The organism is Zhenhengia yiwuensis, from assembly GCF_014384995.1.
In the GTDB taxonomy this organism is placed as follows: Bacteria; Bacillota; Clostridia; order Lachnospirales; family Cellulosilyticaceae; genus Zhenhengia; species Zhenhengia yiwuensis.
In genome coordinates this window covers 86,193-107,269 of sequence record NZ_JACRSY010000007.1, presented here as the reverse complement: position 1 = coordinate 107,269, position 21,077 = coordinate 86,193, and the positions used below count along the sequence as shown (strand labels likewise).

The following is a 21,077-nucleotide window of genomic DNA, read 5'->3' as shown; positions in this document are numbered from 1 at the left end:
ATAAAATTATGAATAAAAAGCTTGTATCAACTTTCATTGCACTAACTATTTTAACATCTATGGCAGCTACAGGATGCTCTAACAAAAACAATCAGAAGGAGACTACTCAAAGTACAACGCCAATTGAATACAATGAACCAGGAACCTTCCCTATTGTTAAAGAAAAACAAGAAATTTCAATTGTAGCACCAGATACGGCCTATATACTTGATTTAAATACAAATGATTTTACCAAATGGTTTGAAGAAAAAACAAATATTAAAGTAAACTATGAGCAAATTCCAGAAGAATCTTTTAAAGAAAAGAAAAATCTTATGCTTGCAACAGGCAATCTTCCGGATGCCTTTATGATGGGTGGATTTAGTAAAGAAGATGAAGTAAACTATGGTCAACAAGGCATTATTATTCCGTTAAATGACCTTATTGAAAAATATGGTTATTATACAAAACAAGTTTTTGAGCAACAAGAACAGCTTCCAGCAGCAGTTACAGCACCAGATGGTAATATCTATTCTTTACCACGTATTAATGAATGTTATCACTGTATGTACTCTGGAAAAGCTTGGATTAACCAAGATTGGTTAGATAAGTTAGGATTAAAATACCCAGAAACAACAGATGAATTAGTGGAAGTGTTAAGAGCTTTTAAAACACAAGATCCAAATGGAAATGGTAAACAAGATGAAGTGGGGATTATTGGAAGTACAGATGGATGGAATGCAAATCCTATTGATTTTCTTATGAATTCATTTGTATATAATGACTATGGCAAAAGACTAGGGGTAAAAGACGGGAAAATTTATTTTTCACCATTAACAGATGAATGGAGAGAAGGATTAAAGTTTGTTAATGAACTTATGGAAGAAGGTTTAATTGAAGCTACATCTTTAACACAACCTATGCAAGAAATGACAGCTTTAGCGAATAGTGAAGACCCAGTAATTGGTGTAGGGATAGGTGCCACACCTAATGATACAATAGGGAGTGAAGCATTAGGAAGATTTAAAATGTATCAACCACTTAGCCCACTTGAAGGACCAAATGGTGTAAGAACAACAATTACCTCACCAGGAGGCATTTATTCAGGTCACTTTGTTATTACAAGTGCGGCAAAAAATCCAGAATTAATCTTTAAATGGGTAGATTCTCTTTATAATCCAGAAGTTACAATGTGCTCTAATTATGGTATTGAAGGGCAAGAGTGGGAAGTAGCACCAGAAGGTTATGTTGGACTAGATGGAAACCCAGCTAAATGGGCTAAAATTCTAAAACCAGAAACAACAGGTGAGAAAAATACTGCAATGCCAAACGTTGCATTAGTTAACTTAACCGCAGATGTAAGAGCAGGGGAAGCAATTGATCCAAATGATGAAATGGCTCCATACAAAGGAGAAGCAATGCTCTTTTCTGCAACAAGAGATTACTATGAACCTTATGCACAAGAAGAATATCTTCCAAGTAGTATGTATATGTTACCAGAAGAGTTAGATGGATTTGCACAACTTCAAACACAAATTTTAGACTATGTAAAAGAATCAATGGGTGCATTTGCAACAGGTACAAGAGATATTAACGATGATGCAGAATGGGAAAAATACAAAAAAGAATTAGAAGCATTAAATGTAGCACGTTACTTAGAAGTACACCAAGCTGCATTTGATCGTACTAAATAATAAGATAGGAAGGAGGCTAGTAAATCTACTAGCCTCTTTATAATAAAGAATATAAAAGTCTATCAAGTATGTAGGAGAAGATAAACCAGATGAAAAAAAAGCAAAGTGTGGGGATCATAATTTTACTAGGACTTATAGGGATTTTGGTTATGGTAGGCATAAGCAGTATGAAGAAAATAGAAGAGCCTTTAGAAATTCAGTATTTTTATAATAACCCTTGTGGTTCTTGTAATGGGGAAGAAACATTTTATGAAATTTTTAATCAAGAAGTAGGAGATTTAAAAGAACAAGTTAATTATCATATTACGACTTATAACATTTTTCAAGAAAGTGCTCTTAATGTGTTTGAGAAAACATGCGAAGAGTTACAGATTAATGAAAGAGAACGTGTAGTGCCTATGGTGATTGTTGGTGATCAAGTATTAGTAGGTGATGAGGCAATTGAGGAAGAAATGAGAGGTACATTTCTTCGAGAGGAAAAAGAAAGTACTTTTAGAGAAAATAAAGAAGCTCATCTGATTTATTTTTATACACAATCTTGTAAGGACTGTGAAAGAGCAAAAGATATCTTTAACCATAATGAAGCAATTCAAAATAATACAGTTCAGCTTATGGCCTTAGATATAGGAGATAGTAATGTACTTGAACAGTTAAAAGCTTATTTTAAAGCCTATAAAGTAGGAGAAAAAGATCAGCAAGTACCTATTGTATTTTATGATGGTGGTTATTTATCAGGGTATGAAGACATTAAGCAACACTTACCAGAGCTTATTGAGCAAGGGAACTTGGATTCAAAAATTGATATAGAGCAAGGTGAAGAAGTGGAAGCACTTACCTATAAGGATTTACCTAAAGTTTTATTAGTAGGATTAGTGAATGGATTTAATCCATGTTCTTTATCCATGTTATTCTTTTTACTTTCTCTTATGAGTATAGGAAAGCCTGTTTTAAAATTAGGAATAACTTATATTATAGGAAAAGTCACAACCTACTTTGCTTTAGGGACGATTTTTTATTCTGTAATGGGTGTTTTAGAACAAGGGTGGTTTAGAAGTTTAACAGCAAGTGTTAATATCACTATTATTGTGATTCTTTTTATATTAGCAGGTGTGAACCTTTTAGATTACTGGGCGAGTAGGCGTGAGCAATATGACAAGATTAAATTACAATTGCCAGTAGGTATGAGAAAGTTTAATCATAAGATTATTAAGGGTTTTAGCAAGTTTATAGATACAAAATATGCGGTAGGAGCTATATTTATAGCAAGTATGATTGTATCAGCAGGAGAATTTTTATGTACGGGGCAAATTTATCTTGCGACTATTCTATATTTAGTAAAAAGAAGTGCAACAATAAATAGTATTGCTTTCTTAGCCTTATTCATTTATGTTTTAGCAATGGTTATTCCTTTGACAGTTATCGTTATTGCTGTAAGCAAGGGGCAAAAAGTGATGATGCTTTCAGAAGGATTTAGAAGAAATATGCCTAAGGTAAAATTAGTAAATGCAATTATTTTAATAGTATTAGCTATCTTAATGATTGGGTTACAATAGTAGGATGTTTAAGAGGAAGAGTAAGTGTAAAATAAATAGGCTATGAAAAAGAGGCTTGCACAGAGTGAAAAGGTGCAAGCCTCTTTTGGATGTCATCTTATTGAGGAGGAAATTTAGCACATTGATTCTTTAATGCTTGATACAGAGAAGCTGAGTAGGTTTTAACCTGATCTTCTATACTAGGGTGAGCAAAGCTGAGGTGGTTTTGCTTGATAGGTGTAAGACATGATTCTAAATGCGGAAGAGATAACTCAGCCATTTTGTAGGTTGGGTCTTCTAAAACAAACCAGCTATAGAGTAGGTATTCAAAATAATTAAGATCATTTATAAGTTCTTCGGGTGTAAAGAAGCTACCATCACTTAAATACCATAGAGGAAGTAAGCCGTCTTCAAAGAGGAAGTTCTGGGCGAAGGCATCTACTTGTGGCCCTAAAATAAGTGTGAAAAACTTTTGCATAGAAAAAGGTTCATGACTACCTAAGCTTAATAAAGTACGTAACATCCTATGGGGCTGCTGTGGTGGTATGGCAAAGGTATCTTCAATATACTTCACAATAAGAGGAGCATGAGTATAATGAAGGAATTCTAATTTACCCGCGCTACGTATATATTTTTCAGCCATAGGTGGGAAAGCAAAATGAGTTGAATCTTTTAGTTTGGCATATAGGTATCTGGTGTAGAGCCTATTAAATTCCTTATCGACATGAATGCCTAGTTCTCCTTTAAGATTAGCACTTAAAATATTTAAGGCTGCATTTTCATAATAAGTTGCAAGTCCCTCTGTAAGCCAGAGATTAGGTGGCATATGAAAGTCACTAAGTGGAAGGGCTGTATCCATAAAGCTGTGGAACATCCTATGGGCAAGTAATTGCCAGTCTCTTACTTCGTAGGGATTAAAACTCGAACAAATCACATGGCGACCGCATCCGCCTAAAATAGGTTCAGGCGTAGAGGCTAGAAGTATAAGACTTAAAGTGTGCTGAGGCATATTAAAAAGGTCTACGTAATATTGAAAAAGGCTTTCTATATTTTGCACAATAGGAGTATCTAGCAGGTCTAATTGAGCGTCTAGATGAATATGCAGTGAGTTACTTTCTGAAGGCATACATAAAGCTTGCAGATTACCAAATGTATAGGCACTCTTTAGAAGTTCGTAAACGTCACACCATCTAGGTAACTGACATAAGGAAGAAGTCTCCGTATGTTTAAAAGGGACAATACATGAAGTATAGGTAGGGAAATCATATACCACCTCAACAGACTTAATAGTAGTTGAAGGCGTGAAGTTACCTGAAAGCATTAAAGAGGTTGGGAATAGGAAGACTTGCTCACCGGCAAAGATAGTGAGCTGCTCAGATACTGTGCCATAGAAGCCGTGCTTACCAGGTGTGCTAATTTGTACAGTGTAGGATATATGAATAGGGGAATTGCTACCCTCAATAAGGATATAAGGGTTAGATTCTGTAAAAGGATGGTCGCATTCAAAACTTAGAAGTTTAACCTTGCCTTTAAAAAGTTTAAGCACATCTTCAGAATTAGAAGGAAGAGTAGCATCAACTTTTAGTATTTGCTTAGCTTGATTAGAGTGGCTTATTTTATAGTTTAAAGTATACATATTAATTCTCGCTCTCTTGGAATATCATATACTTTATTTATACAAGGTTTAAGGAGAGAAATCCAGTCTAAAATGCATTAGGACATATAGGTATAGGGAAAGGCATAATATAGTAGTGACAACACAATACATAAATAAAGGGGGAAGTAATATGTCAGGTATAGGACTGATTATTACATTTGTTGTTGCAGTTATCGTTATGATTTTGGCTATTTCTAAGTTTAAGGTACATCCTTTCTTAGCAATTATGGGTGTAGCACTCATATTAGGGATGGCAGTAGGAATTCCGCTTGAAGAAATACCAAAGACCATTGGAGCAGGATTTAGTGGCACCTTTACAAGTATTGGCATTGTTATTATTCTTGGGGCACTTATTGGTATTGTTTTGGAGAAGACGGGGGCAGCTGTAAAACTTGCTGATATGGTTGTTAAATTGGTAGGCAAGAAGCGTCCCGAACTTGCTATTCTCATTATGGGATGGGTGGTATCCATTCCTGTATTTTGTGATAGTGGATTTGTTATCCTAGAACCTATCCGTAAAGCTTTGAGGAAGCGTACACAGGCATCTAGTGTAGCCATGACTGTAGCACTTGCCGCAGGGTTATATGTTTCTCACGTATTTATTCCGCCTACACCAGGTCCTATTGCAGCAGCTGGTTCAGTAGGAGTAGGAGATAACTTACTACTTGTTATTGGACTTGGAGTACTTATATCTATACCAGCACTTATTGCCGCTTATTTCTACGCTAAGTTTATTGGTAAGAAGGTTCAATCCTCAGAAGACCGAGAAGAGAATAAGCAGTTTGTGACGACTTATGAAGAGCTTGTAGCAGAATATGGTAAGTTGCCAAATGGATTTATGGCTCTTTCACCTATTCTTATGCCTATTTTACTTATGACTTTAGGTTCAATTGCATCTGTACTTCATTTTGAAGGGATGGCTATGAGTCTTTGCACCTTCCTTGGTAATCCTATGATTGCCTTAACAGTAGGCTTATTATTTGCTATTGGTTTATTAGTAAGCCGTAAGCAAATGAATGAATTCAATGGTTTAACAAATGAAACACTTAAAGTTGTAGGGCCAATCCTTTTTGTTACTGCAGCAGGTGGTGTATTAGGTAAAGTCATTACGACAGCAGGTTTTGTAGAATACATTACAGAAAACGCAGCCTTCTTATCTTCAGTAGGTATTTTCTTCCCATTTTTAATAGCAGCTATTTTAAAAACTGCACAAGGTTCTTCTACTGTAGCTATTACCACAACAGCAGCTATTATGGGTTCTTTTGCAGAGTCTGGTACAATGATGGCAGCACTAGGTCTTACAACACCAGTAGCAGCAGCCCTTACAGTTATGGCAATTGGAGCAGGCGCTATGACTGTTTCGCATGCCAATGATAGTTACTTTTGGGTAGTCACTAACTTCGGTGGCATGAAACCACAAGAAGGTTATAGGACACATACAATGACCACTTTAATCATGGGGATCGTTTCAATCATCTTTATCTTTGTTTTATCTTTATTTATGATTTAGGGGAGCTTTATTAAGAATGTAGAGAAATTAAAAAAGTGATTGTAATATCTGATTCCTCCAAGGAAAGTATGAAGCTCAATAGGAAGAAGTGGACAAAAGCATATATGTTAAAAGATATACCTAAAATGCTGTGTTTGTTAGGAGTGTTTTAGGTATATTTTATGTGATATAACAGAGAAAAATGATAAAGTAAGTTATTCTGTGAGAAGTTTATTTTAAAAATTTTAAATTTGTTGTAGAATATAGACAATATAATAAAGGGGGAATAAATAATGAAAATGAAACTAAAAAATATAATTTATTTTAAATCACTAAAAAATAGATTGAAAATATTTTTAGTATGTAGTTCAATTATTCCTATCTTTTTAATAGGGGGACTTACTTTATATAAGGTATATAATCTTTATCAAGAAAATCTATCACAACTCATTCATAATGAACTGAATCAAATGAAAGAAAATATTGAAGTAATAATGGAAACTATGATTAATATGTCTCAACAACTTGTTTATGATGGGCAAATAGGGAAAAAACTATATTTATATTTAGATGAAGAAGAGGGTATAGAAAAAGTAAACATGTTGAAGTACTTGAATGAGCAGATTGCAATATACGAATTAGCTAATCCAAGGATTGCAAATATAACATATTTTTATATAGGAGATAAGAATCAATTAAAAAAGATTAACTCATCGTTAGCAAAAGAAGCATTGCCTCTAGAACAAGAGCAGCTTTCTAAGCAGGGAGAAATGGTTTTTTATGGGCCACATCAAACAGCTTCTGTAGCAAGTATATATGATGTTATTTCTCTAGTACGCAAAGTAAGAGTAGGTGGATATCAAGATGTCTTGATTTATATAGAATCTGGTTATAAGCAAATGGAAGAGATTTTAGAGAACACCTTAGAAGATTTAGATGCAATTTATCTCATAACATCAGATAATGGACAAGTTATTTACAGGAGTAGCGAAGAAGAATTAAAAGTATTGCATGACTATGCTGCATTCTCTGTAGAGGCTCAGGGGGGATGGGAAATAAGTATTTTAGTCCCTAAAGTAAATTACTATAAGAAATTAAATGCATTAGCATTTAAGTATTGTATTATTATTGCTATTTCGGTAATAGGGAGTATCGGGATAGCTTGTGGAATTTGGCAATCAATTTATAAGCCTTTTAATCAATTTAATAAGGAATTAAAGAATATTGATACTGGACAAGTAAAAGAACAATTAGAAATGCTACATATAGAAGAATTAGATGAAAATCTTCAATGTTTTAATAAAATGAGAGAAAATATCTTGAACTTAATTAAATATAAAGAAAAAGAAGAAAGTGAAAAAACAGAATTACAAATCAAACAGCTTTTTTATAAAATTAATCCTCATTTTATTCATAATACATTACTTAGTTTAAGATGGTATGCAGAGAGTAGAAATTATCAGGATATAGTATGTTTCATATCAGCTCTTAATAAATTATTAATGTATAATATGGAAAAAGATAAAGAAACGACTATACAACAAGAATTAGATTCAGTTAAAGCTTATATTACTTTACAACGAATAAGGTACAATATCGATTTTGAAATGGTACTTAATGTGCCTGAAATGGTATTAAAATCTACTATACCCAGGTTTATATTACAGCCACTTATTGAAAATGCAATCTTTTATGGGGAAGAAGAAAAATCCATTATTAAGCTTATTGTAGCATTACAAGATAGTGGAAAAATCTCTATAAAGGTTATGAATAAGGGAAATCCGTTAGATGAAGAAAAGATAAAGAAGATTTTAACTTCACCTGAAGATATCTCTAGAAATGGGATAGGATTACAATATGTAGTGCGAATACTAAAAGATAAATTTGGATTAGAGACAGCATTTAATGTAAGTAGAGTTGATGGAGAGAAAAATCAGGTAGAGATTGTCATACCATATAGTAGGGGAGAGTTATATGTTAAAGATATTGGTAGCAGAGGATGAGAAATTAATCAGAAAAGGCATTATAGGGCTTATAGATTGGAATCAATATGACTCAAAGATAATAGGGGAGGTTGGGACTAGTAAAGCAGTTCTGGAATTTTTAATGTGCCATGAGGTAGATATTTTGCTCACAGACTTAACAATGCCAGGAGTATGTGGAATAGAGTATTTAGAACAACTAAAAGCTAATTTTCCAAATCTATATATTATTGTATTAACAATGCACAGAGAATTCGATATGATACAAAAAGCTTTAAGGTTAGATATAGCAGATTATATGACTAAAGACCAGATTGAAAATGAGGATTTTGAAGAGAATTTGGTCCGCATATTGTATAAGATAAAGGTAGAAAAAATAGAGAAGAAAAAGATGAAAGAGGTATTTTGCTCATGGAATAGAGGGATAGTGCTTATTTCTTTAAAAGAAGAGGAATTAGAAGACTTATTAGGAGAGGATAAGTTTTTTATAGAAACAGGTTTATATTTAGACCAAAAAAGTTATTTAATACCTTTTAGTGAAGAAGCAATAAGCTACATAAAAAATTCAAAAAAAGAAATTTATGGAGTATTGGTAAAAGATTTGCAGGGGAAAGCATATAAGAGAATACGAAAAGAGATGGAGTATTTTAGGCAGACAAAGTTGTTCTATCTCTATGAACCACATATTAGAATATATGAGTTAGGTGAAGAAAAGGAGGAAAGGACAGAAGATATAGAGTGGGAAAAGATATTTAAACAATTTTATCGAAGTGAATGGATAACAGATAGTAAGTTTTATCATCAATCTCTAATAGAGTTAGCCAATCTTCAATTATCTCAAGAAGAACTTACTGTATTTGCTTATCAGTTATATATTGAATGGGCTAAGTATACAGGAAGTGATACGATTAGATATTTTGATAGTATTAGTAAGATTCATTGGTGGTATGAGTGGAAAGAGTGGTTTAAGAAAAATAGAGAAATACTTCAATCACAATTTTACGATGGATCAAATGAAATGTTAAGTAACTCTATGATACAAAAAGTCCTACAATATGTGGAACAACATTATCGGGAAGAGATCTCTTTAGAGGATATATTAAAAGAAGTGGGAATGAGTAAAAGTCATTTTAGTAAGGTCTTTAAAAATGCTACAGGAGACACTTTTGTTCATTATTTAAATCAATATAGAATAGAGAAGGCTAAAGTATTATTAAAAGAAACGAATTACACCCATTGTATGGTTGCGGAATATGCAGGGTTTACAAGTGAAAGGTATTTTAGAAAAGTATTTATAGAAAAAGTTGGGATGAAGCCTACGGAATATAGAAGACGTTATAAAAGTAAGATAGGTCATATAAAACTTTAGAAATGGAAAGAAAGTATTATAAAAGGGTACAATTGTATTTAAGTTATTGAGGATAGATACAATTGTACTTTTTTTATGGACAAATAGACCTTATAAAATGCACTTATTTTTCTTAAAATTAATATATAAATAGTGCACTTTGTATAAGGTGTAAAGGGGGAGAGGTATGAGGAAGCATATTGCTATACTGTTAATAGGAGTATTGTTTAGTGTAGGAGTAGTAGGGTGTGCCAGTAAAGATGTGGCTACAACAAATACAAATCAATCTACTACAAACAGCGGTAAAACAGCAGAAGAACTACTAGTTGAGAAATATGAAGAGCCTGTAAAAGTTAAAGTTGTTTTAGGGTATAGAGATCCTGAGAATCCAGATACACCAGACAGTGTGACACCTGAGACACAAACAGCGGTAAAACTCTTAAAGGAAGAATTGAATATTGAACTAGAATACAGTTGGATTGTAAACTCAGATCAATATTCTCAAAAGTTTGGCGCAGAATTAGCAGCAGGTAATCTGCCAGATATTATGATGCTTAGCATGGAACAATTTGAAGATTTGCAATCTCAGGGGGGACTTGGAGATTTAACAGAGGCCTACGAGCAGTATCGTACGGATGACATTGATGCAATTATTAACTATGATGGGCAGGTACTTGATACGTGTAGAAAAGATGGAAAATTATATGGACTTTATAATGGTACATATCAGGGACAAGTGACAAGCCAAATTTATTATGACATGAATAAACTAAAGGAATTAGGGATAGAAGAAGTCTCAGATTTACCAACAACTATTGCTGAATTTGAGGCTCTTTGTGACAAGTTAATGGCATTAGATTTAGATGGAAATGGTAAAGTAGGAGATCCAGTACTCCCTGCTGCAAAAGGAATGAATAGTGGATTAGCAGATTTTGGGGCATTCTTCCAAGCATATGAAACAGCGTTAGGTGGATGGTACGATGATGGAAATGGAAATCTAATATCAAGTCATACGCAAGAGAACATGAAAAAAGCACTTACTAAATTAAATGAATGGTATGATAAGGGTTATTTTGCAAAAGATTTTGCAGCACAAGATGTATATGCAGCTAATGCACCTATTGTTTCAGATATAGTAGCTGGGAAATATGCTATTATACCAGGTTCTTGGTGGATACCAAACTGGCCATTAAATGATAATAAGAAAAATGACCCAGATGCTGACTGGGTAGTAGGACCAACTTTGACTGTAGATGGAGCAGCTCCAACTATATTAGTACCTAGAATATCAAGTGGTACAATTGTGGCAGTAAGTAAGGATTTTAAAAATCCAGAAGCTCTTTTTAAGATGATGAATTGGTCACTTAACTATGAAGCTAAAATTGCTAACCCTGAGTATAAAGAAAATATGACTCCAGAACAAAAATTGGAGGCAGATAGCTATGTTTATACATGGTTGCCTTATAGAGTATATGCACCTATGTCACTTATAGATAATTATAATTTTATAAGCGAGGCAGATAAGGTTGGAAAAACAGAAATAACAGCAGAAGAAGCTCCAGCTAATTCAGAGTTTTGGGGAGCTTGGAATGCTTATTTACAAATGAAGAATGGTTCAACAGATCCTGTTGTATGGGGATTATATACAAGTAGGGTATCACCAAATGGTGGAGTAGCACAAATGTATGAACTCTATAGTAAATCTGAGAAATGGATAAATGAGGTATATGTAACAACACCAACAATGATTAAGAAGCAGGGTGAATTAGATAAATATGAGACTACAACTTTCTTAAGTATGGTTATGGGTGAAACACCAATTAGTGATTTTGATAAATTTGTAGCCCAATGGGAACAATTAGGTGGAAGTGAAATTCAAGCAGAAGTAAATGAATGGTATAAAAATAAATAGGACTTTTAAATTAGGGAGGGATCAAAGGGATTTCTCCCTAATTTAAAAATATATAGATAAGGGGAATAAGGATGAAAGCAAAGACGAAAAATGATTTATACCAAGCAAAAGCTTTACATATTATGTTGTTACCAGCAGTAATTCTGACACTCATTTTTGCTTATCTACCTCTAGGTGGTATTGTAATGGCTTTCCAAGAATTTAAACCTTTAATGGGATTTATAGATTCTAAATGGGTAGGGTTCGAACAATTTGCTTATATATTTTCTATGCCGAGCTTTTGGAATGCCTTAAGAAATACTTTTATTATAGCGTTCTTTAAGATTACACTTAGTATTTTAGTACCTTTAGTCTTAGCCTTATTACTTAATGAACTTATAGGCCAGAAATTTAAGAGGTTGGTTCAAACTACTATATTTATACCTTATTTTTTCTCATGGGCCATACTTGGTGGAATGATAATAGAAATTTTTGCCTATGACGGAGCTATTAACCATTTTATTAACTTATTAGGAGGAGAATCTATTCCTTTTCTTGTAAGTAATGATTGGTTTAGAGAAATTATTATAGGAACTGATGTATGGAAAGGAATGGGTTATAATACAGTATTATTTTTAGCTGCTATTACTAATGTAGACCCTACCCTATATGAAGCAGCTATGGTTGATGGAGCAGGAAGGTGGAAACAGCTTCTTAAGATTACAATACCGTGTATAAGTGGAATGGTTATACTTCTTACTATTTTAGGTCTAGGAGGTATATTAAATGCAGGATTTGAACAAATCTTTATTTTATATAATCCAATTGTAGAACAAACAGTAGATATTATTGATACTTTTGTATATAGGCTAGGTATTATTTCAACTCAATACTCTGCGGCAGCAGCAGCTGGGTTATTTAAGTCAATAGTGTCTATGGTATTCGTTGGCGTTTCTTATTGGATTGCTTATAAAACAACAGATTATAGAGTATTTTAATTTATAAGAGGGAGGGGAATAAAATGAAGATAAAGGATAGTATGAGTAGAAAAGTCTTTAATGTTTTTAATATTGTTGTATTATCATTAGTGACGCTAAGCTGTGTCCTACCTATTTTGCATATACTAGCATTATCGTTAAGTGATAGTACGGCGGCAGCAGCTGGAAAAGTAAGTTTTTATCCTATTAATTTTTCATTAGAAGCTTATAAGTATCTTATAGAGAAAAAGGACTTTTTTAACTCTGTAGGAATATCTGTTTTAAGGGTAGTCATAGGTTCAGTTATTAATATGTTCTTAATTGTATTAACAGCTTATCCACTCTCTAAATCTTCGGTGAATTTTAAACACAGGAATAAATATATGATTTTCTTTGCTATAACTATGTTTATAGGGGGAGGGCTTATTCCAACCTATATGGTTATAAAATCATTAAACCTGCTAAATAGTTTTTGGGTGCTGATTTTACCTGGAGCAGTAAGCATATGGAATGTAATCATTATGATGAATTTCTTTAGAGGTATTCCACATGCGATGGAAGAAGCTGCTGCTATAGATGGAGCATCTCATTGGCAAATTTTATTCCAAGTATTTTTGCCCATGTCATTACCTGCGCTAGCGTCACTGCTCTTATTTACAATGATTGGACATTGGAATAGTTGGTTTGATGGAATGTTCTATATGAATAGTCCTGAGAAATATCCAATGGCTACTTTTTTGGCAACCCAGATTATTAATAATAATAAAAACATCACTAATATGACTCCAGAGCAACTTGCAGCTATGAATGCATTGAGTGATAAATCTATTAGAAGCTCTCAACTGTTTTTATCTATTATTCCTATTTTGATTGTATATCCATTTCTACAAAGGTTCTTTATAAAAGGTATAGTAGTAGGCAGCGTAAAAGAATAGCATTTGCTTTTTTTATATTTTATCTAAGAGAAAAAGTTCAACATCTTTAAGGTGTTGAACTTTTTATTTTCTACCTATTTAGAAGCAGAGGGTGTCATGCCTATATACTTTTTATAAATGCGATAGAAATAGGGGAGGCTGTTAAAGCCACTCATTTCAGATATTTGATTAACCGTGTAGTTGCCTTCATAGATAAGCTTTTGGGCATACTGACATTTTAGTTCATTCATAAATTGGATAATGGTTTTGCCAGTTACTTCTTTAAAAATACGGCAAAGGTAATATTTGCTTACACCAATATGTAGACAGAGTTCTTCAAGAGAAAGGTTTTCAGTAAAGTGTGTACGTATATAGAAGATAGCTTTTTGAACTAAAAGCATTTTAGGATCCTTATGAGTAGAGGGGGTAATGAAAGCTTGAGGCGTAGCAGTATGCAGACGGTAAAGTTCAATGATGAGGTGAGTAATAAGTGATTTTACTGTAAATTGATAGTACATAGGATGACTAGAGAGTTCATCAGTAATTTTAAGGAAAAGTTCAAGAGCAAATGAATTTTTAGTAATGGGTTCAAAGGAAGTACTTTCTAGTGAAAAAGGAAGATGAGCACAATCTAATGGATTAATAATGAGACAGTAATAATGACTTAAAGAAGTTTGGGACTGTACTCTATGATTTTCATTACAAGGAATAATGGCTAATTCACCAGGGTGAACGTAGATACAGCTTGTATCCGAGTCAATAGAACAGATGCCTTCAAGGACATAAATAAGCTCTAGACTTTCATGCCAATGCATCTTAGCTTTAGAAGATAACTCTGATGTGAGCCAAAGATCATGAAAAATAGTGTGTAGATGAGATGTACTGTAAGTAAACTTTTCGTAAATAGAATAGGACATATATGAAACCTCCTAGAACAAGATAAGATAGCGAAAAGGAAATATAGTATATTATAATATTTTTTATAATATTATACAATATTACTATCAATAACAAAAATATTTTATCGAAATTTATGCGATGAAATCATGTAGGAGGATGAGGAATGGCACAAGATGAACAAGTAGTAGAACAAGGTGTACATACTTATAGTAAAGTTGATCACTATGTTCCACCTGTAGAACCTAAAGTTGTACAGCATTTAGAGTGGTTTCAAGATCAAAAGTTAGCACTGATGATGCATTGGGGGGCCTTACTCACAGTTAGGATTAGTAGAATCTTGGGCATTAAGTGACCAAGATGCAGAGTGGTCTAGACATGGTGTGGATTGGGGCGTAACCAACAAAGAGTTTAAGGAGCAGTATAAAAATTTAAATAAAACCTTTAATCCTATTCGTTTTCAACCCGATGAATGGGCGAAGTTAGCTAAAGAGGGTGGATTTAAATATTTAATTTTTACAACGAAGCATCATGATGGTTTTTGTATGTGGGATACGCAGTATTCAGACTATAAAATTACAGGGGAAGATTGTCCATTCCATACACACCATTATGCAGATATTTGTGGACATTTATTTGAAGCTTTTAGAAGACAGGGGATAGGTATTGTCGCTTACTTTTCAAAAGCAGACTGGCATGTGCCATCTTATTGGGCACCTCATATGGAACGAGGGGATTTCACTTGGAGGGGGCCTTCTTATAAGCCAGAAGAGCATAAAGACCTTTGGGAAGAATTTGTACAGTTTACCCATAATCAGCTTTTAGAGCTTTGTACACGTTATGGCAAGATTGATGTGCTCTGGTTTGACGCCGGCTGGGTATGTGAACAAAGCGGGCAAGATATTCGCCTAGGTGAGGCAGTGGATAAGGTTCGTAAAATTCAGCCATGGATTATATCTGCTGATCGAACTATTGGTGGACCTTATGAAAACTATATTACACCAGAGCAGTGTATCCCATCTAAGCCTATTCCGGTTCCTTGGGAAAGTTGTATTACAATGGGAACATCTTTCTCTTTTGCATATGAAGATGATTATAAATCCACAAGAGAGCTTATCCATATGCTTCTGAATATTGTAGCAAAAGGTGGTAATCTAGCACTGAATGTGGGCCCACAACCTGATGGTAGACTTCCTCGCACAGCTATTAAGCGTATTAAAGAGATGGGGAAATGGTTAGATAAAAATGGGGAAGGTATTTACGGAACGCGAGTATGTAGCCCTTATTTACAAGATGGTTTTGCCTTTACTCAAAAAGCAAAAGAACATACAGTTTATGCCTTTAAGCTTTGTGAGGAAGGGGAAAAGGTAGAAGAAGTCTTTAATATTCCCTATACAGAGCAAGCTGTAAAAGAGGTAACTGTATTAGGAACTGCTACATCCGTAGTATTTAAACAGACAGAAGAAGGCGTTCAGGTAAGGGTGCCAAGTGAGCTTGTAGAAGAAGACACAATTGCTGTTGGGTTTAAATTCGAAGTTTAAGAAAAATAAAGAGATAAGGGAGGGGTTTCATGTTTTTTAAAAAGTACAGACAAGTGATAGGGATGGCATTAGCAAGTACGCTTTTATTAACAGGTTGCAGTGCAGCCAGTCAAGAGGTTGCATCAGGGGAAACATCCACCACAGGGGTAGCTAAGGAAGAAAGTAACAAGGACAAAGCAGAACCGATTGTGATTCGCTATGGTTCTCATGCTGCAAGTGAGGAAGACCCTAATTACAAAGATCCTGTGACAGGGGAATATGTCATGGATGAGGAGACAAGAGCAGAAAAACTAAAAGTACTTGAGCATATTAGAGAAACTTTAAATGTAGATTTCCAGTTTGTACAATTTCCGGGAGATACAGGGGAAGTACTCCTTCAAAGTGTATTAGCTGGAGACCCACTATGTGATGTAGCACGTATTTATACCTATGGGGCAGGGGGGATTTTAGGGCAGAATATTTTGCAGCCATTAGATGAATGGGAAGAACTCCTTAAAGAAGAAGATCCTCCTAAAGTATTTGACAAATACTACTTCTTAAGATTAGGTGGTGACCATAACATTACCTTCTTACCACTTATGTACAACATTGACTATATTGAAGCAGTAGATGCGCTTAAAGTAGATGGCAAAACAGTTTATCCAACAGATTTATATTTATCTGGCGACTGGACATGGAGTACATTTAAAGACTACTTAGAAAAAATTGATAGACATTATACCAATAGTCAAGCACCAGAGCGTCCTGAAAGACGTATTGAAGCTTTCTGGTCAAGCCACTATGACATTGTGCTTCAAGCTGTACACGCAGCTGGTGGTAGTATCTATGGACGTAATGGATTAGAAATAGAATCCGATGCTACAAAAGAAGCAGTGGCTTTTACGCAAGAACTTATTGAATCAGGTTTAGTATATGTACAAAATCAGGCAGAAGGTAATCAAGATATTGTAGATGGACGTGAATCTATCGGTAGAGGTGAAACAGTCTTTTCTCTTATTGAAGACTGGAAGACTCGATCTCATTCACAGAAGTTAGCAGAAAGAGGTCAGTCTATGGGTTATGTACCGTTCCCAAGACCAGACCATATGGCACTTGATGATCCTAACTACCGTGATTGTCGTATTCCAGGTGAAAGCTATGCTATTTTAAAGGGAACAGATGAAGAGAAAATTCCACTGGCTATTCAGGCTACCTATATGTATTTAAATGGGGAAACAGGTGAGCCTAAAGAAGAAGGCGAAAAGAGTGTCTTTATAGGTATGGATATGTTCCATCCAGAGATTGGCCAAGATATGGTAGATATTTATCATAAACGTAGTGAAGAAACAGTGGTAAATGAGCTTGCAGATGTATTTAGTATTAGTGGTAAATTTATTAGATTAGTAGGGGATTCTATTTATGGTCGAAATAATACACCAAAATATTCAGTAGCGATTGAGCAACAAAGAGGTATTTTTGATGATGCCATTGCGATTAAAGAGAAAGCTTTAAATTCTGGTAAGGCACAGGATAATGTTGTACCTAAGTTTGAAAAACTCGTAACAGGTACTTACCATTATCCAGTAGGAACAGATCTATCTCAGATTGACTTTACAAAAGACTTTACTGCAACAGATAACATAGATGGTAATCTTGATATGGCAACTGCTACAGTAGAAATAGTAGATGTAGATACGACAGTAGCAGCTACTTATACAAGTGGTATTCAAGTAAAAATCAAAGACAAAAATGGTAATGAAGCCGTTTCTAAAAATGATGTGGTTATCTTTGATGATAAAAATACAACACCTCCAACTCTAGCAGCTAAAGCAGAGTATCGCACCATTAAATTAGAAGAAGATGCCAATAAGATTAACTGGGCAAATGACTTTATAGAAAGTGCAGTAGATAAAGACGGTATTGTACTTAACAGTAGAGTAGAAGCTGACCTTTCAGAACTGGATACAACAACTGCTGGTACATACAATGTATCGTTAACAGTGACAGACTATGCCAATAATAAAGCTTCTATCACTATTGAAGTAGAAGTTGTAAAAGGGGAATAAATGTGGGGAGAAGGAAGTGTTGCTGTAGGGTGGCACTTCCTTTTGTTATCGCTTTGAAGCTACTCTAGAAAGCCAGTGGATAGGAAAGGGATAATAAAAGGTTAAAATAAATAAAAATTTTGTAGAATAAAAAGTAGCAGAAAAGGAGCTAACTTTATGGAACAGTATAGAGATAAAAAGTGGGTAGATGAAACTTGGGAAAAAATTGAAAAGAAATTAAGTCAGGTAGTACCTAGAAATGGCAACAATCTCCCTTATACCAGCAAAAATGGTAGATTTGATGATCAGTCTAAAAATAATGTATGTTGGTGGACCAATGGCTTTTGGCCAGGTATGATGTGGATTATGTATGCAGCAACAGGAAAAGCACTTTATAAAGAAACAGCCATGCAGGGAGAAAAACTTCTAGATAAGGCACTTGAAAACTATGAAGGTCTACATCATGATGTAGGCTTTATGTGGCACATTACAAGCGGTGTGCATTATCGTCTATGCGGGGAGGAACAGGCTAAAAAACGTGCTTTATATACAGCGAATATATTGGCAGGACGCTATAATTTAAACGGCAAATTTATTAGGGCTTGGAATGGAAAGGGAAATGAAGGATGGTCTATTATTGACTCAATGATGAATATTCCTTTACTGTACTGGGCATCAAATTATACAGGGGATCCAAGATTTCGTTTCATTGCTGAAAGCCATGCAGATACAACCATGCATAATCATGTAAGAGCAGATGGTAGCGTTAAACATATTGTAGTGTATGATCCTTTAATGGGGGAAATGTTAGAAGAAAAAGGTGGTCAAGGCTATGGAGAAGGTTCTTCATGGAGCAGGGGACAGGCTTGGGCTCTTTATGGTTTTACTTTAAGCTATATACATACACATAAACAAGAGTATCTTGATACAGCTAAAAAAGTTGCACACTATTTTATTGCAAGTGTTGCTGAAGATTACTTACCAAGATGTGATTTTAGAGCACCACAGGAACCTATAGTGTATGACAGCACAGCAGGGGCCATTGCGGCTTGTGGCCTTATAGAACTAGCCCGCTTAGTACCTGAATATGAACAAAAGCTTTACTTAATGCCAGCATTACATATGCTAGAGGCAATGGAAAAGCAGTTCTGTAACTGGGATGAAGATGAAGATAGCATTTTACAAATGGGTACAGAAAGGTATCATACTGAAACAGGTAGACATATGCCTATTATTTATGGAGATTACTTCTTTATAGAAGCGCTTTATAAGCTACGAGGTGGCAAAGAGCTATTTTGGTAAGAGGAGAAATAAGAAAAAAGAACGATAATAAAGGATAAAAGAAAAGATTGAATAAAGAAAGAGGGAGCTAATATGGAACTAAATACAAAATTTAGTACAAAAAATGACTATGAGCAGGCACTTTTAGCCTTATGTGAGCCTTTAAAATCCTATTTCTCTGAGGGAAGAGCATATTTGAAAATTGGACCAACACAAGCACACTATGAGGATAGGATAGCAGGACTTGAGACTTTTTCAAGACTTCTATGGGGACTTGTACCTTTCTTTAAAGGTGGGGGAAGCAGTGATTTAGAAACATATTATAAGGAAGGCCTTAGTCATGGAACAGACCCTGAGCATCCTGAATACTGGGGAACATGCTATGGATGTCATCAAGCCTTTGTGGAGATGGCGGCTATAGGTTTAGGGCTTCTTATAGCCCCAGAGAAAATTTGGGAACCTCTTAGTGAGAAGGAGCGCAATAACCTTAACGATTGGCTCTTACAAATTAACCCTACTCAAATTCCAGCCAATAACTGGTTGTTTTTTAGAGTACTTGTGAATATTGGATTAAGAAATGTAGGTGGAAGATACAGTGAAGAAGCGATTAAAGAGTCTCTTGATAAAATCGAAACCTTTTACTTAGGGGATGGCTGGTATTCAGATGGTAAAACGAATCAGCGTGATTATTATATTGCGTTTGCTATGCATTTTTATAGTTTAATCTATGCCAAAACGATGAAGGATAGAGACCCTGAAACATGTAGCAAGTTTATTGAAAGAGCCAAATTATTTGCACAAGACTACATTTATTGGTTTGTAGAAGGTGGGGAATCTTTACCTTACGGACGTTCTTTAACTTACCGCTTTGCACAGTGTGGTTTTTGGGGAGCATTAGCTTTTGCAGACGTAGAAGTCTTTTCATGGGGAGTTATGAAGGGAATTGTGAATCGACATTTTAGAAATTGGTTTAATAGGCCTATTTTAGATGCACAGGGTAAGTTAACTATAGGTTATGGCTATCCTAATATTCAAATGGCTGAAGGATATAATAGCCAAGGTTCACCTTATTGGGCATTTAAAAGTTTCATTATCCTTGCTTTAGATAAGGAGCATCCATTCTGGAAAGCTGAAGAGGAGCCCATGCCATCTTTAGAGAGTTTGAGAGTAGAAAAGCATGCTAAAATGATTTTCCAGCGCTTATCATCTAAACATACAGTAGCACTTACTTCAGGTCAGTATGCAGCGTGGGAGCCATTACATACGGCTGAAAAATATGAGAAATTTGCTTACTCGACATACTTTGGATTTAATGTACCAAAATCTTATTATACCTTTAGCCAAGCGGCACCAGATAATATGCTTACTTTTGTAAAAGACCATATGTGCTTTGTGCGTAGACGTTGTGAAAAAGTTAAAGTAGAAGAGAGTATTTATTCTAAATGGTCACCTCTATCAGGTGTTGAGGTCGAAACAACACTTATCCCTTGGGGCAAAGGGCATATACGTCGTCATGTGATTCACTCTAATGGGGAGTATGAAGTCTATGAATCAGGGTTTGCAATACCTGTATTAGATAAGGGAGCGCTCAATAAAGTCTATGAAGGAAAGTGTATTAAGTTATTCCATGAAAAAGCTTATAGTAGTATAACGTTACGAGAGGGAGAAGGGGTATTAGATAGTGTGCAGTGTGAAACAAGTACGAACATTCTTCATCCAAAGGTAAGTTTGCCGTTTGTGAAGTTTAATATTAAGCAAGGCACTACCAAGATCGAAACGTATATAGAAGGGGATCTTATTTAAGGGCTGCAAAGCGAGAAAGACTAGAAGAGATCGTATAATCGTTGAACTAAAAAAGTTTTATAACACAA

General features: G+C 34.7%; 15 protein-coding genes. 13 read left to right on the top strand and 2 right to left on the bottom strand.

Going from position 1 to position 21,077, the window contains the following annotated elements; translation table 11 throughout:
* The first annotated feature begins 8 nt into the window (after positions 1 to 8).
* On the top strand, positions 9 to 1,673 hold the full coding sequence (locus H8718_RS05890; protein ID WP_249332213.1) for an extracellular solute-binding protein: 1,665 nt from the start codon (positions 9 to 11) through the stop codon (positions 1,671 to 1,673).
* Positions 1,674 to 1,762: 89 nt separating this feature from the next.
* Entirely contained in the window at positions 1,763 to 3,226 is a 1,464-nt protein-coding gene (locus H8718_RS05885) for a cytochrome c biogenesis protein (RefSeq protein ID WP_249332212.1), read from the top strand.
* A 97-nt stretch (positions 3,227 to 3,323) separates the two neighbouring features.
* Here the strand turns inward: H8718_RS05885 and H8718_RS05880 are convergent, their stop codons facing one another.
* Positions 3,324 to 4,841: a hypothetical protein gene (locus H8718_RS05880; RefSeq protein ID WP_249332211.1), complete on the bottom strand. Its 1,518-nt coding sequence runs from the start codon at positions 4,839 to 4,841 to the stop codon at positions 3,324 to 3,326.
* A gap of 151 nt (positions 4,842 to 4,992) precedes the next feature.
* Between H8718_RS05880 and H8718_RS05875 the strand changes: the two genes are divergently transcribed.
* The 6 genes from H8718_RS05875 to H8718_RS05850 all read left to right on the top strand — a co-directional run bounded on the left by H8718_RS05875 (position 4,993) and on the right by H8718_RS05850 (position 13,484).
* Complete coding sequence (locus H8718_RS05875) at positions 4,993 to 6,372, top strand: GntP family permease (protein WP_249332210.1); 1,380 nt, start codon at positions 4,993 to 4,995, stop codon at positions 6,370 to 6,372.
* Positions 6,373 to 6,644: 272 nt separating this feature from the next.
* Positions 6,645 to 8,354: a sensor histidine kinase gene (locus H8718_RS05870; protein ID WP_249332209.1), complete on the top strand. Its 1,710-nt coding sequence runs from the start codon at positions 6,645 to 6,647 to the stop codon at positions 8,352 to 8,354.
* Positions 8,326 to 9,702, top strand: a complete 1,377-nt coding sequence (locus tag H8718_RS05865; protein WP_249332208.1) for a response regulator — start codon at positions 8,326 to 8,328, stop codon at positions 9,700 to 9,702. The genes H8718_RS05870 and H8718_RS05865 overlap by 29 nt, the downstream gene beginning before the upstream one ends.
* Positions 9,703 to 9,868: 166 nt before the next feature.
* Complete coding sequence (locus tag H8718_RS05860) at positions 9,869 to 11,593, top strand: type 2 periplasmic-binding domain-containing protein (RefSeq protein WP_249332207.1); 1,725 nt, start codon at positions 9,869 to 9,871, stop codon at positions 11,591 to 11,593.
* 71 nt (positions 11,594 to 11,664) lie between these two features.
* On the top strand, positions 11,665 to 12,570 hold the full coding sequence (locus tag H8718_RS05855) for an ABC transporter permease (protein ID WP_249332206.1): 906 nt from the start codon (positions 11,665 to 11,667) through the stop codon (positions 12,568 to 12,570).
* Between the two features lie 23 nt (positions 12,571 to 12,593).
* Entirely contained in the window at positions 12,594 to 13,484 is an 891-nt protein-coding gene (locus tag H8718_RS05850) for a carbohydrate ABC transporter permease (protein ID WP_249332205.1), read from the top strand.
* A 74-nt stretch (positions 13,485 to 13,558) separates the two neighbouring features.
* Here H8718_RS05850 and H8718_RS05845 read toward each other — a convergent pair whose 3' ends face one another.
* Entirely contained in the window at positions 13,559 to 14,380 is an 822-nt protein-coding gene (locus H8718_RS05845) for a helix-turn-helix transcriptional regulator (RefSeq protein WP_249332204.1), read from the bottom strand.
* 146 nt (positions 14,381 to 14,526) lie between these two features.
* On the opposite strand from H8718_RS05845, the gene H8718_RS05840 reads away from it, so the two are divergent.
* The 5 genes from H8718_RS05840 to H8718_RS05820 all read left to right on the top strand — a co-directional run bounded on the left by H8718_RS05840 (position 14,527) and on the right by H8718_RS05820 (position 21,009).
* Positions 14,527 to 14,715 (top strand): alpha-L-fucosidase, encoded by a 189-nt coding sequence (locus H8718_RS05840; RefSeq protein ID WP_249332203.1) that lies wholly within the window; start codon positions 14,527 to 14,529, stop codon positions 14,713 to 14,715.
* Positions 14,663 to 15,901: an alpha-L-fucosidase gene (locus H8718_RS05835; protein ID WP_249332245.1), complete on the top strand. Its 1,239-nt coding sequence runs from the start codon at positions 14,663 to 14,665 to the stop codon at positions 15,899 to 15,901. The genes H8718_RS05840 and H8718_RS05835 overlap by 53 nt, the downstream gene beginning before the upstream one ends.
* 29 nt (positions 15,902 to 15,930) lie before the next feature.
* A complete protein-coding gene (locus tag H8718_RS05830) occupies positions 15,931 to 17,946 on the top strand; it encodes a hypothetical protein (RefSeq protein ID WP_249332202.1) in 2,016 nt (671 codons plus the stop codon).
* Positions 17,947 to 18,102: 156 nt separating this feature from the next.
* Positions 18,103 to 19,227 (top strand): glycoside hydrolase family 88 protein, encoded by a 1,125-nt coding sequence (locus tag H8718_RS05825; RefSeq protein ID WP_249332201.1) that lies wholly within the window; start codon positions 18,103 to 18,105, stop codon positions 19,225 to 19,227.
* Positions 19,228 to 19,299: 72 nt separating this feature from the next.
* Positions 19,300 to 21,009, top strand: a complete 1,710-nt coding sequence (locus tag H8718_RS05820; protein WP_249332200.1) for a DUF2264 domain-containing protein — start codon at positions 19,300 to 19,302, stop codon at positions 21,007 to 21,009.
* The last annotated feature ends 68 nt before the right edge of the window (positions 21,010 to 21,077 follow it).